Origin of the sequence: Halomicrococcus pelagicus (assembly GCF_051917725.1) — an archaeon.
In the GTDB taxonomy this organism is placed as follows: domain Archaea; phylum Halobacteriota; class Halobacteria; order Halobacteriales; family Haladaptataceae; genus Halomicrococcus.
Genome location: NZ_JBQBLX010000001.1, coordinates 592,780 through 603,796 on the forward strand (window position 1 = coordinate 592,780; position 11,017 = coordinate 603,796).

Below are 11,017 nucleotides of genomic sequence, written 5' to 3' on the forward strand. Positions count from 1 at the left end.
CGCCCCCGACGATTCCCTCCTCTGCGACTGCTCTCGGAGCCCTCGGCACGTCGATACAGCAGTTCGCAGCGCTACGCCAGTAGTTCGAAAGAAGCGTCGAGCCGCATCGACCGCGTCGTCAGTTCGAGTCGTTCAGGTACTCGCTGACGGCCTCGACGACGGCGTCGAGAGCCTCGTCGCGCTCGCCGGCGAGGAACTCGAGTTTACCGTCGCGGGTGCCGACGGGAACGATGCCGGCTTCGGGCGCCTGTTCGCGGGCCGTCTCGGCGACCTCGCGGACGTTGACGCCCTCGTTGCTCCGGACGTGGACCTCGTCGGTGGCGATGCCGAGCGTGACGTTCTGGCCGGTCGGCTGGCCGGACAAGTTGCGGTGGTGGACCGCGTCGAGCAGGACCGACTCCGGCGGGAAGTCGAAGCGGTGCGTGTACGCGTCCGTGTCGAGGATGGTGAACGTGACGCCGTTCGCGCCGCGGATGGTGAGGTTCGGTTCGACCGTGTCGAGTTCGTCCTCGAGCTTCGTGCGGAACTGCTCGCTGACGTGCTCGGCGAGGTCGCGCTTCTCGTGCTCGAACAGCAGGTCGGTGATGAGTTCGCGCTTGTCCTCGTAGGACTGGTAGTACGCCTCCAGCGCGACGGCCTCCCGGAGCGCGGTGACGTGGTCCTCGTCGTAGCCCGCGTCTTCGGCGAGGTCGACGTACCGGTCGGGGGCACCCCACCAGTAACTCACGGCGGGCAGGTGGGCCACGTCCTCGCGGACGTCGGGGTTGACGTGGGCTGCGACGTTCGCACCCAGGACGCCCGCGGTCACCCCGTCGCCGTCGTCGCCGACGTGGGGGTTGACGACCGCGTCGGCCGTCTCGGCGACGCCCTCGTCGGGGTAGTGGGTGTCGACGACTGCGTGGGGTGCGCCGTACACGTCCAGCAGTTCGAGGCCGTCGCCGGACTCGAGCGTGCTGCCGGCGTCGACGAGCACGAAGAGGGGGAGTTTCTCGTCGTGGCGCTCGCGGTTGTCCAGCATCGTCGTCACGTCCTTCGTCGCGTCCTCCATGTCGTAGTGGCCGTCCTCCAGCGGACGCCGGTCGAAGTAGTGGTACTCGGCGTCGCTGCGGGCGTGTTCGTCCCGGACGAGGGGGAGGACCGCGCGTTCGAGGGCAGCGCCGGCGGCGTACCCCTCGGCACTCGCGTTGTGCCGGACGATGACGGGGCGGGACTCCATAACCGCGCGCCGGACGAGACCGGCGGCGTCGCGGATGGACTCCTGGAGCGGTTCGACGGCGGGGTCGTCGGCGAACAGGCCGACGTCCGCGGGGCGGGCCTCGCTGGCCAGCGCCTCCTCCAGACGTTCTCGGACCGTCGTTTCCTCGTCGCCGGCGAGGGCGTCGAGGCGCTCGGTCTCGACCTGGAGTTCGTTGTTCCGGAGTTCGACCTCGCCGACGAGCCGTATCACGTCGCCGGTGTCGACTTCGGGATAGGCGCGGACGCCGGCTTCCTTGAACGCCGCGCAGTCGACGGCGGCCGTCTCGTCGCGCACCTCGAACACCGTCGGGCCGGCGGTCTGGCTCGCGCCGACGACCTCGCCCTCGATGCGAACCCGGTCGCCGACCCGCTCGGAGAGCGAGTCGATGTCGGCGCGTTCCGGGAGTTCGACCGCTTCGTCGTCCGCTCGCTCGTCGTCCGCCGACTCGTCGGTCGGCGCTTCGTCCACGTCCTCGTCCGTCGAGCCCGTCTCTGGGGCGGTCATCTTGCCGACCGCGGAGCCTGAGCCGTCGGTGGTCGCGGTGGTGTCGGGTTCGTCGTCGGTCGTCTCGCTCTCGGCGGTCGAGTCGTCGTCCGACTCATCGTCGTCGGGCAGGTACGTGCTGTCGGCGTCCTGGACGAGTTTGCCGCGGAACTCCCGCTCGGACTGTCGGATGGACCAGCCGAGGTCGACGTTGCCGTTGTCACGGATGCCGATGACCTCGACGAACACCGTGTCGCCCGGCTCCCAGTCGAGAGCGTCGAGACGACGGTCGAGTTCGCTCTTGTGGAGGAGGCCGGTGACTTCGTCGCCGACGTCGATGAAGACGCCGAAGTCGGCGAACCCGTCGACCGTACCTCTGTAGTATCGCCCGCGGGTGAGTTCGTCGGGGTTACTTCCTTCGAATTCGAAGAGGACGTCCTGCTCGTGGCTCTTGCAGATGGGGCCGTCGGCAGGCGTCCCGCAGATGACGCAGTTACCCATTTATACACGAATCCAATAGGCCCGGCCTAAAACGGTTGTCGAAATCTGACGGGAGCGCCGACGGGCCGCCGGAGTCGTCGCTCGATCACCGCCGCCGCCGCTACTGCCCGTCATCGGGGTTTTCAGGCCATTTCGACGGTTCCGCGCTCGACGGAGGGACTCCCGTCAGTAGTAGTAGAACGAGAACTCGTCACCGCAGTCGGGACAGTTCACCAGGCGGCCCTTCAGCCGGTCGTCGTCCAGACCGGGGACCTCGTCGCGACCGGTCGGAAGCGTCACGGTCCCGGAGCGGCCGCAGTGGGGACAGCCGACGGTCGGCGCTGCTTTCGACATGGTCGTCTCTGGGACAGTCGTACGTATAGTTATAGTTCGGCTAGCGGACGAGAATCGAGGCGAAGGAGGGCCGTTAACGGCTTATCAGACGGTTAAGTCCCGCCGTCGTGGCGGTGGCCGAGCAGGAGCGCGACGACGTTGAGCGCGAGCAACAGGAGAAACGTCTGGAGCTGGCTGGACGATTGGAGACCGGTGGCGAGCAACGGAACGTACATGAACGGGAGCGCGATGGCGGCCCAGAATCCGACGAACCGGACGGGTGCAGGCACCGAGCGCGTCGTCTCGGCGTCGTCCCCGTCGTCGTCCCCGTCCATCGTGTCGGTGATAGTCGACATACTCCGTACGCGAAGAGACGGTCTCCCGCGCCTTCATTATTGAGTGGTTAAAACGGTTAGAAGTAACTAACGCGGCGTCAGGTGCTCCGGAACGGCTATCGGTCGGGACGACCTACTCGAAGACCGGACTGTCGTCTTCCAGGTTCTCGATGTCGGCGGCGACCTTCCGAACCTGCTCGGGGAACAGCGCGACCTGCACCTCGTTGCCCTCGTCGTCCTCGAACACCAGTTTCACGCGCTTGTCGCCGAATTCGCGCGCTTCGGCCGTCTCCACGTCGAACAGCTTCGCCGTCCCGGTCTTGTTCGACGGGCCGACGTTCCGGATCGCGCCGTCTTTCAGTTCCACCATGAAGTCGTCGACGAGCAGGTTGAGCATACCGGCGATACGGACCGGATACTTTAATCACCACGGGACCGCCGCCGCGAGGGACGGGATGACGGTCCGCCACGCGGCCTCACCGCCGAAGCCGTAGGCGAACACGAGCGCCGCCGGGAGCGCGCCGGCCGCCACCGCGCGCGCGAACGACGTATCATGCACCTCCCACACGCCGACGACGAGCAGGACCGACCCGTAGGCCGCACAGAGGAGTCGTATCTCCGGCACCGGAACGCCGGCGAACAGGCAGGGGGCTGTCGAGTAGCCGATGACCTGCACCGTCTCGCTGACGCCCGCGCGGTCCGGGACGAGCGCCATCAACAGCAGCGTCTGTAACGCCGCCGTCAGGTGGAGGGCGGCGGGTGCGACGAACAGCCCCACGAGCGCGAGGACGAACAGCGCCGACAGCAGCGGCCCGCCGGCCAGTTCCGGCACGTCGACGTCGCCGACCGCGATGCGGGTCGCCGCCGCGACGACCGTCACGGCCACGCCGAACACCAGCCCCGGAGCCTGGTCGCCGGGCGCGACGCCAGTGCGGAAGAACCGCCGCGGGCGGACCAGCACTTCGACCCACGCGCGAGCGACCGCCACCGGACCGCGGTCCCGCCCGCCCCGCGGATTCTCGACCCACTGGGTCATACGCGAACTAGTCGGTCCGGAGGGTATGACAGTTCCGACATCGCGCCTCGTAGGACTCCTCCGCGCCGACGAGGATGGTCGGGTCGTCGACGTGGGCGGGTTCGCCGTCGATGAGTCGCTGGTTGCGCGTCGCCGGTTCGCCACACTCCGCACAGATCGCCTGGTACTTCTCGACGTACTCGGCCAGCGCGACGAGCTGGGGCAGGGGTTCGAACGGTTCGCCCCGGAACGTCTGGTCCGTTCCGGAGACGACGACCCGGCGACCGTCGTCAGCGAGGAAGTCGCAGACGGAGACGAGTTCGTCGGAGAAGAAGTTCGCCTCGTCGACGGCCACTACCTCCTCGCCGTTCAGCGCGTCGGCGATGTCCCAGACGCCGTCGCCCTCCGGTTCGACGACCGTCGCCTCCCACGACCGGCCGTTGTGCGTGCCGACCGTATCCTCGCCGTATCGGTCGTCCAGGTCCGGCTTGAACACGGCGACCGACTGGCCGGCTATCTCCGCGCGCCGGAGTCGCCGGAGCAGCTCCTCGGTCTTCCCGGAGAACATGCAACCGGTGACGACCTCGACCCACCCGCTGTTCGTTATCTTGTGCATACTCGAGTGGCGCACAGGACTCCGCCAAAAGGATTGCCGATTCGAGGCGAGCGCAGCCGTCGGGGTCTCGGGGGCCCGGGACGAACCGACCTCGTCCGCCCGCCGTCGAGGCGTCCCGGGGGCACAGTCGGTCCCGCCGACCGCGACCCCAACATTCACACCCCCGAACCGCCAACGTCACTGCGTATGTCCAAGATAGAGGTGACCCTTCCCGACCGGATCAACGACGACATCGACCGCCTCGTCGAACAGGGCGAGTTCGTGAATCGGGAGCAGGCCGTCGAAGAACTGCTCTCGATGGGCGTCTCGACCTACAACGTGACCGAAGAGACGACGACGGAGGACGAGGAACTGTTCACGCAGACCGTCGACGACCAGGACCCCGCGATGCAGGACGAGCCGAACGACGACTACGGGTTCTGAACCGCGAGTCCCGACCGTCGGCGTCGTCCGGCGCTCTCGGGGGCCGCGGCGGGACGCGATTTCGTGCGGCGCCGCCGGCCGCCCGAATCAGGCGGTGAACTGCTCCAGGGCCTCGAACACCTTCCGGCCCTTCCGCGTCGCCAGCTCCGACGGCGGCGCGGTCCGATACGCCAGCTCGGCTTCCGTCTCGTCCGACTCGGGGCGGTCCCCGACGACTGCGACGAGCATCCCGCGCGTCGTGCGGAGCTTGATACCGTCCTCCGTCTCCGTCGCACTGAGTCCCTTCAACGACCGCTGTACGCGGTCGCGAGCGTCTGCCGCGTCTATCGTGAGCGCGACCGCGGCGAACTCCGGTCGCTCCCGTACCGTTTCGAGTTCGATCATGGCTGACTGTCGACGAGGCGACGTGGGTAGGTCGACGCGATTCGTGAAAACCGTGTGGGGTGGTACCTACTCCTGGGCCCCGACGTTCTCGGTGCTCTCGAACGTCGCGGGGCAGGGTTCTATCTTCGCGTAGCGGACGGTCTGCTGGCCGAGCGTGACGACCCGGTCCCGGAGTTCCTCGTCCACGAACTCACCGCCCGAGACCGTGCTGTGCGAGCGCGGCACGGCGGCCTCGTAGGGCAGCACCCAGGCGTCGAGCGCCCGGCAGACCGACCGCAGGTGGTCCATCGCGGTGACGGGGAAGCGACCGCCGGACACCGCGAGCAGACTCACCGTCTTGTTCTCGAACTCGTCGAAGCCGCAGTAGTCCAGCGCGGTCTTCAGCACCGACGAGTAGGAGCCGTGGTACATCGGCGTCCCGAGGACGACGGCGTCGGCCTCGCGCACCCGCCTCGTGAGTTCCGGAGCGTCGCCCGCCTCGTCCTCGTCGGCGTCGAACAGCGGGAGGTCGAACTCCCGGAGGTCGAGCAGTTCTGCGGTCCCGCCCGCTTCCTCGACGCCCGCGGCGGCGTGTTCCAGTGCGGTTCGCGTGACGCTGGCGTCCCGGAGACTGCCGCAGATAGCGACGACGTGTGGCTGGTTCGGCATGGGTGGACGTGTGGGCGGTAGCCGAATATAGCTTGTCGCACGGCGTTCCGCGCCTACCGCCGGAGTCGCGCGACGGTCGCGCTCTCGCCGTCGTCCTCGCGTCGCTCGACCTCGACGAGGCCGTCCCGTTCGAGGTCCGCGAGGAGGTCCCGGAGCCACTCGGCCCCGCTGTCGCCGCCGTAGTCGACCCGGACGCGCGGTCCGAGCTTCGAGAGCGGGAGTTCGTCGTACTCCTTCAGCGCGGAGACGACGCGCCCGCGGAACTGCCGGCGACTCCCTTCGAAGGAGGGCTGGGTCGGCACGTCCGGCGCGGTGAAATCGCCCGTCTCGTAGGCGTGACACCACTCGCGCCACGGACAGGCGGCCTCGTCGCAGGCGGGCGTCTTCTCGCAGGCGACGCCGCCGAGTTCCATGACGGCGTTGTTCCACACCCGCGACTCGCCGCCGGGCATCAGTTCGCCCGCCGCCGCCTCGAACGCCGCGTCGTCGTCCGGCACGTCGAACGCACGGTAGAGCACGCGCTTGACGTTCGTGTCGACGACGGCGTCGCCCGCGTTGAACGCGAAGGAGGCGACGGCGTTGGCCGTGTAGGGACCGACGCCCTGCAGGTTCTGCAGTTCCTCGGGCGTCTCCGGAAACTCGCCGTCGTACTCCGAGACGACCTGCCCGGCGGCCTCGTGGAGATACTTCGCGCGGTTGTTGTACCCCAGCGAGTGGTCGGTCCAGAAGCCGACCACGTCGGCCCGGTCTGCGGCGGCGAGAGCCTCGACGGTCGGCCAGCGGTCGAGGAACGCCTCCCAGGCGGTGACGACCCGCCCCAGTTGGGTCTGCTGGCTCATCACCTCCGAGACGAGAATCTCGTAGGGGTCGTCGGTCTCGCGCCACGGGAACGCGCGGTGGTCGTCCTCGTACCACGAGACCAGCGCCGTCCGCACCGCGTCGCGGTCGTCCGGGAGCGACCAGTCCGCTTCGGTCATCGTCGGCGTTACGGACGGGACCGGTTTACGGATAGCGGTTCGACCGCGCTCGCCGCGAGCCGAGCGGTCGTCCGACCGGAACTGCGGGGGTGGTCGGCGGCGCGCCAGCGCGTGCGGCGTTGCTCCCCCGTCAAAACTATGAACGTCCCCGTCCCTGTTCCGGACGACCGTGGACGAAACTCGGGAGGAGTTCGTCGACGAACTGCGGTCGCGAGTCGGGCCGGCACTGCGCGGCGTCACCATCTACGACGACGGCGAGTACCGGTCGCTCTACGAGCGCGACGACGTCGAGGGACGGTACGAGTCGGCCGACCTGCGGCGGCTCCACCGCGAGTCGCTGCTGGGCGACGGGGCCCGCGAGGACGCCGAGAACGTGCTCCGAACCGGTCGCCTCAACGTCGCAATCTACGCGTTCGACCAGGCGGTGTTGCTCCAGTTCCCCGCCGAACCGGGCGCGCTGTTCGTCCACTTCGACGACGAGGCGGTGCCGCTGCTCGCCGTGGTCGAACAGTGTTCGGAGTGGCTCGACCGGTAGTCCGCCGCCCTCACCACGACCCCCCGAATCCTCCGTCGGGCAGTCGTTCGAGGAGAACGCGGTAGAACGGCTCGAACCCGCAGTAGCCGCTCGGAGCCGGGACGCAGACGGAGACGTTCGTGATTCGGTAGAGACCGTCCGGGAGGTCCCGTTCGGTCGCCCAGAGGATGCTGCGTCGCGTTCGACCGGCGCGGTATCGCACGAACAGGTATCGGTAGAGCGTCGCTCGCTCGCCGAAGCAGTCCGGCTTCGTCGGCCCGAACGTTCCCCGAACCCGCACGAGCAGTAGCACGTCGTCGACGTTCGGGTCGGGTCCGGAGGTGGTCACGTCGCAGGTATACGCGAACGCCCGTCGCGGCGTCCCGGCGTTCGTCTCGCCCGCGGCGACTCCCGGGGCCGCGAGTCCGCTCCCCGCGGCGGCTATCCGCCGGAGGACGGTTCGACGCGTGGGCGTGTCCGTCATCGGTTCCTCCGTCGCCGTTCGGACGCGGTACGGTCGACGAAGTATTAGCGATTGGGGGCCAGCCGACCGGCGAGAACCGTCACCGCGGCGCGACCGTTCCGGAACGACCGGCGTAGCTCGCACCGACCGCGGCACCGACCGCGGCCGCAATCAGTCCCACGGGGAGACCACCGAACAGCATCGCGGTGGCCAGCGGGACCGAGGCGAGGCCCAGCGCGTACGCGACGACGGGAGCGGTGACGACGAACGCAGCAGTGCCGACGACGAGCGCGCCGAGCGCGGCGACGGTGCGCGGCGAGGGCTCGCCGTATCGGGCCTGCTGTTCCCGGTAGGAGAGACCGACGTACGTCAGTCCGGTGGCGAGGACGCCCGCGACGAGCGCGACGGGGAGAGAGACCAACAGCGCCGGCCAGACGTACGGGGTGAGCAGTTCCGTGGCGACGACGAGGCCGACCAGGAACCCGACGGCCCCGACCAGCAGAGAGACGAAAGCCCTCGCGTAGGTGTTCATACGAGTACTGACGGGACCTGAAACAATATACCCGTCGGCTGGTTCTCTCGCGGCGAGAACCGCGAGGGGCCGGTGGATTATTGAACGCGACCGAGAGTGTCCTACGCATGCAGATTACGGTAGTGGCTCACACTGGTAGCGAGTATGAGCGTCGTCGCTGAACTCTTCGTCTCCGCAGACGACTTCGTGCTGGCCGACGGTCTGCGGGCGGCCCCCGAGATGGTCCTCGAGTGCGAACTCCTCGTTCCGATACGGAATCGAGAGGTTCCGTACGTCTGGGCGGAGGGCGGCGACCACGCAGCGTTCGTCGACGCGGCGAGAGACGACCCGACCGTCGAGCGCATCGAGCAGACCGCCGAACTCCAGGACGGCGCTCTCTACAGGATCTGCTGGTCCGACAACGACCTCTTTCGTGCGATAGACGGCGGTGACGCGACGATTCTCCAGGCGAAGGGGGCCGCCGACCAGTGGTTCCTCAAGGTCCGCTCCGATTCCCGGGCGTCGCTGCGGCGGTTCCAGGAGCACTGTCACGAACGGGGCATCGACTTCGAGTTGGAGCGACTCGTTCGTCTCACCGAACCCAAGATGGGACAGTACGACGTGACGCCGAAACAACGGGAGGCCATCCTCACGGCGCTCGAACTGGGGTACTTCGACACCCCGCGTACGGGAACCCTCGAAGACGTCGCGGCGGAACTGGAGATATCGAATCGCGCCGCCTCCGAGCGGTTGCGCCGCGGCCTCACCAACCTGGTCACGAACACCCTCTCGATCGGACGTCCTTCGAATTTCGACGCCTAATCTTCCGACCCTGTAAATAACAGATGCGTTCTATAAATAATTTCATAGAGCCTTAGTCGTTATAAATGCCTTCGTCTCACGAAGGGTCGATTCTATCCCCGCGATTCGAGTCATTACCGGTAATGCGCGGGACGAAAGCAGAGATGCAGGTATCGGCCGAAGAGTTCGCACTGGGGGAAACGGTACGGGAGCTTCCGGAGCTGTCGGTCGAGATCGAGCGGGTCGTCGCGCACGGCGGCGAGTGGGCGATGCCGTTCGCGTGGATGTTCGGTCACGAACAGGACGCGGTCGCGGCGACACTGGCCGACGACCCCAGTGTCGACGGGTTCGACCTGGTCGCGACGGTCGGGGACGAACAGTTCTATCGGGTGGAGTGGAGCGAGGAGGTCGAATCGTTCGTCGAAAACGCGACCGCCGAGGGAATCGTCCTGGACGTCTGGGCGACCGAGCAGCAGTGGAACTTCCGCGTGCTGTTTCCCGACCGGGAGTCGTTGTCCAGGACCTACGACCAGTGCCGGGACGCAGGATGGGGACTCGCCATCTCGACCATCTCCCCGTTCTGCGACGCTCGACAGAGTCGCTTCGGACTGACGGACGAACAGCAGCGCACGCTCGCGCTCGCGCTCCAGAGCGGCTACTACGACGTCCCGCGGGACGCCGACACCATGGTTCTCGCGGACGAACTCGGTATCTCCCACCAGGCGGTCTCCGAGCGGATGCGACGCGCCCACGAGACGCTGGTCGAGAACACGCTCTCCTCCGGCCGGGGCTTCGACGCGCCCGTCATGTGACGGCAGCGCGGCGGACGGGCGGCGTCGCTCACCGCGGTCCCACCGCACGCGCTCGGACCCGCGCGCGGACGGGGGACTTTACGACTGGAGCGCCAACTGCCGGAGAGACATGGCAACGCTGAACCCCGACTTCGCGGACCGGACGGTCGTCGTCACCGGCGGTAGCTCCGGCATCGGCCGGGCCGTCGCGCTGGCGTTCGGCGACGCCGGTGCGACCGTCGTCGTCGCCGACGTGCGCGAGGAGGCGAAAGACCCCGACGCCGCCGCACCGACGCACGAGGCCATCGCGGACGCCGGCGGGACCGCCGAGTACGTCGAAACCGACGTGTCCGACCCGCAGGACGTGGAGACGGTCGTCGCGGCCGCCCGGGAGTTCGGCGGCGTGGACGTGATGGTGAACAACGCCGGAATCTACACCAAGCGGCGGTTCCGCGAGGTGACGCCCGAGGAGTTCGACGACCTCTGGCGGGTCAACGCCAGGGGCACCTTCTTCGGCACGCAGATAGCCGCGAACGACATGATAGAGCGCGGCGAACCGGGCGTCGTCGTCAACACCTCCTCGGACACCCAGGGCCGGGCGGCGTGGGACCACGGCCACTACGCCGCCACCAAGGGCGCTGTCCGGATGGTGACCCGGAGCGCGGCGCTCGAACTCGCCCAGCACGGCGTGCGCGTCAACGCCGTCGCCCCCGGCCCCGTGGCGACCGAGATACGCGAGGGCTGGGCCGAGGAGGCCGAGGCGATGGGTCCCGACCCCGACGCGGAGACCCCCGGTCTCCCCCTTCGCGCCGGGACCCCCGACGAACTGGCCGGGGCGTACCTCTTCCTGGCGAGCGACGAGGCGTCGTACGTGACCGGCGAGACCGTCTGGGTCGACGGCGGCGGGCACATAGATTGAGACCGGGATTGGCGGGGCCAGCGTGCGTCGTCGGTCGACGGTTCACGGTCCACGGTCCACGGTCGCCCGGCGCTCCTCTCGCGCTCT

Annotated in this window: 16 protein-coding genes; 5 read left to right on the forward strand and 11 right to left on the reverse strand. The window is 68.3% G+C overall.

What is annotated here, in order from left to right; all coding sequences use genetic code 11:
- Positions 1-118: 118 nt before the first annotated feature.
- From ACTF4R_RS03140 to ACTF4R_RS03165, 6 genes are all read right to left on the reverse strand, one after another.
- A complete protein-coding gene (locus ACTF4R_RS03140; protein WP_440006166.1) occupies positions 119-2,221 on the reverse strand; it encodes a DHH family phosphoesterase in 2,103 nt (700 codons plus the stop codon).
- 165 nt (positions 2,222-2,386) lie between these two features.
- Positions 2,387-2,554 carry a hypothetical protein gene (locus tag ACTF4R_RS03145; RefSeq protein ID WP_433624428.1) on the reverse strand — a complete coding sequence of 56 codons (168 nt, stop codon included), beginning with the start codon at positions 2,552-2,554 and terminating at the stop codon, positions 2,387-2,389.
- 92 nt (positions 2,555-2,646) lie between these two features.
- On the reverse strand, positions 2,647-2,889 hold the full coding sequence (locus ACTF4R_RS03150; protein ID WP_440006169.1) for a DUF8028 family protein: 243 nt from the start codon (positions 2,887-2,889) through the stop codon (positions 2,647-2,649).
- A 112-nt stretch (positions 2,890-3,001) separates the two neighbouring features.
- Positions 3,002-3,265: a hypothetical protein gene (locus tag ACTF4R_RS03155; RefSeq protein WP_440006171.1), complete on the reverse strand. Its 264-nt coding sequence runs from the start codon at positions 3,263-3,265 to the stop codon at positions 3,002-3,004.
- A gap of 27 nt (positions 3,266-3,292) precedes the next feature.
- Positions 3,293-3,904, reverse strand: a complete 612-nt coding sequence (locus ACTF4R_RS03160) for a YIP1 family protein (RefSeq protein ID WP_440006173.1) — start codon at positions 3,902-3,904, stop codon at positions 3,293-3,295.
- Between the two features lie 7 nt (positions 3,905-3,911).
- A complete protein-coding gene (locus ACTF4R_RS03165; RefSeq protein ID WP_433624436.1) occupies positions 3,912-4,499 on the reverse strand; it encodes a thymidine kinase in 588 nt (195 codons plus the stop codon).
- 186 nt (positions 4,500-4,685) lie between these two features.
- Between ACTF4R_RS03165 and ACTF4R_RS03170 the strand changes: the two genes are divergently transcribed.
- Positions 4,686-4,922: a ribbon-helix-helix domain-containing protein gene (locus ACTF4R_RS03170; RefSeq protein WP_440006175.1), complete on the forward strand. Its 237-nt coding sequence runs from the start codon at positions 4,686-4,688 to the stop codon at positions 4,920-4,922.
- Positions 4,923-5,009: 87 nt separating this feature from the next.
- Here ACTF4R_RS03170 and ACTF4R_RS03175 read toward each other — a convergent pair whose 3' ends face one another.
- The 3 genes from ACTF4R_RS03175 to ACTF4R_RS03185 form a co-directional block, all read right to left on the reverse strand.
- Positions 5,010-5,306, reverse strand: a complete 297-nt coding sequence (locus ACTF4R_RS03175) for a hypothetical protein (protein ID WP_440006176.1) — start codon at positions 5,304-5,306, stop codon at positions 5,010-5,012.
- Between the two features lie 66 nt (positions 5,307-5,372).
- Positions 5,373-5,954 (reverse strand): NADPH-dependent FMN reductase, encoded by a 582-nt coding sequence (locus tag ACTF4R_RS03180; RefSeq protein ID WP_440006177.1) that lies wholly within the window; start codon positions 5,952-5,954, stop codon positions 5,373-5,375.
- Positions 5,955-6,007: 53 nt separating this feature from the next.
- Positions 6,008-6,931: an HhH-GPD family protein gene (locus ACTF4R_RS03185; RefSeq protein WP_440006178.1), complete on the reverse strand. Its 924-nt coding sequence runs from the start codon at positions 6,929-6,931 to the stop codon at positions 6,008-6,010.
- A gap of 169 nt (positions 6,932-7,100) precedes the next feature.
- Here ACTF4R_RS03185 and ACTF4R_RS03190 point away from each other — a divergent pair, with 169 nt between their 5' ends.
- Complete coding sequence (locus ACTF4R_RS03190; protein WP_440006180.1) at positions 7,101-7,466, forward strand: DUF7522 family protein; 366 nt, start codon at positions 7,101-7,103, stop codon at positions 7,464-7,466.
- A gap of 10 nt (positions 7,467-7,476) precedes the next feature.
- Here the strand turns inward: ACTF4R_RS03190 and ACTF4R_RS03195 are convergent, their stop codons facing one another.
- Together ACTF4R_RS03195 and ACTF4R_RS03200 are read right to left on the reverse strand one after the other, a co-directional pair.
- A complete protein-coding gene (locus ACTF4R_RS03195; protein WP_440006181.1) occupies positions 7,477-7,929 on the reverse strand; it encodes a hypothetical protein in 453 nt (150 codons plus the stop codon).
- Positions 7,930-8,008: 79 nt separating this feature from the next.
- Entirely contained in the window at positions 8,009-8,440 is a 432-nt protein-coding gene (locus ACTF4R_RS03200) for a DUF8147 domain-containing protein (RefSeq protein WP_440006183.1), read from the reverse strand.
- Positions 8,441-8,584: 144 nt separating this feature from the next.
- Here ACTF4R_RS03200 and ACTF4R_RS03205 point away from each other — a divergent pair, with 144 nt between their 5' ends.
- The 3 genes from ACTF4R_RS03205 (at position 8,585) to ACTF4R_RS03215 (ending at position 10,930) form a co-directional block, all read left to right on the forward strand.
- Positions 8,585-9,241, forward strand: coding sequence for a helix-turn-helix domain-containing protein (locus tag ACTF4R_RS03205; protein ID WP_440006185.1), 657 nt, complete (start codon positions 8,585-8,587; stop codon positions 9,239-9,241).
- Between the two features lie 122 nt (positions 9,242-9,363).
- Positions 9,364-10,032, forward strand: a complete 669-nt coding sequence (locus tag ACTF4R_RS03210) for a helix-turn-helix domain-containing protein (RefSeq protein ID WP_440006187.1) — start codon at positions 9,364-9,366, stop codon at positions 10,030-10,032.
- 109 nt (positions 10,033-10,141) lie between these two features.
- Positions 10,142-10,930, forward strand: coding sequence for an SDR family NAD(P)-dependent oxidoreductase (locus ACTF4R_RS03215; RefSeq protein ID WP_440006189.1), 789 nt, complete (start codon positions 10,142-10,144; stop codon positions 10,928-10,930).
- The last annotated feature ends 87 nt before the right edge of the window (positions 10,931-11,017 follow it).

Excerpts from the sequence above, each read along its gene's own strand:
- ACTF4R_RS03140 (WP_440006166.1), bottom strand. The coding sequence starts at position 2,221 with ATGGGTAACTGCGTCATCTGCGGGACGCCTGCCGACGGCCCCATCTGC.
- ACTF4R_RS03145 (WP_433624428.1), bottom strand. The coding sequence starts at position 2,554 with ATGTCGAAAGCAGCGCCGACCGTCGGCTGTCCCCACTGCGGCCGCTCC.
- ACTF4R_RS03150 (WP_440006169.1), bottom strand. The coding sequence starts at position 2,889 with ATGTCGACTATCACCGACACGATGGACGGGGACGACGACGGGGACGAC.
- ACTF4R_RS03155 (WP_440006171.1), bottom strand. The coding sequence starts at position 3,265 with ATGCTCAACCTGCTCGTCGACGACTTCATGGTGGAACTGAAAGACGGC.
- ACTF4R_RS03160 (WP_440006173.1), bottom strand. The coding sequence starts at position 3,904 with ATGACCCAGTGGGTCGAGAATCCGCGGGGCGGGCGGGACCGCGGTCCG.
- ACTF4R_RS03165 (WP_433624436.1), bottom strand. The coding sequence starts at position 4,499 with ATGCACAAGATAACGAACAGCGGGTGGGTCGAGGTCGTCACCGGTTGC.
- ACTF4R_RS03170 (WP_440006175.1), top strand. The coding sequence starts at position 4,686 with ATGTCCAAGATAGAGGTGACCCTTCCCGACCGGATCAACGACGACATC.
- ACTF4R_RS03175 (WP_440006176.1), bottom strand. The coding sequence starts at position 5,306 with ATGATCGAACTCGAAACGGTACGGGAGCGACCGGAGTTCGCCGCGGTC.
- ACTF4R_RS03180 (WP_440006177.1), bottom strand. The coding sequence starts at position 5,954 with ATGCCGAACCAGCCACACGTCGTCGCTATCTGCGGCAGTCTCCGGGAC.
- ACTF4R_RS03185 (WP_440006178.1), bottom strand. The coding sequence starts at position 6,931 with ATGACCGAAGCGGACTGGTCGCTCCCGGACGACCGCGACGCGGTGCGG.
- ACTF4R_RS03195 (WP_440006181.1), bottom strand. The coding sequence starts at position 7,929 with ATGACGGACACGCCCACGCGTCGAACCGTCCTCCGGCGGATAGCCGCC.
- ACTF4R_RS03200 (WP_440006183.1), bottom strand. The coding sequence starts at position 8,440 with ATGAACACCTACGCGAGGGCTTTCGTCTCTCTGCTGGTCGGGGCCGTC.
- ACTF4R_RS03205 (WP_440006185.1), top strand. The coding sequence starts at position 8,585 with ATGAGCGTCGTCGCTGAACTCTTCGTCTCCGCAGACGACTTCGTGCTG.
- ACTF4R_RS03210 (WP_440006187.1), top strand. The coding sequence starts at position 9,364 with ATGCGCGGGACGAAAGCAGAGATGCAGGTATCGGCCGAAGAGTTCGCA.
- ACTF4R_RS03215 (WP_440006189.1), top strand. The coding sequence starts at position 10,142 with ATGGCAACGCTGAACCCCGACTTCGCGGACCGGACGGTCGTCGTCACC.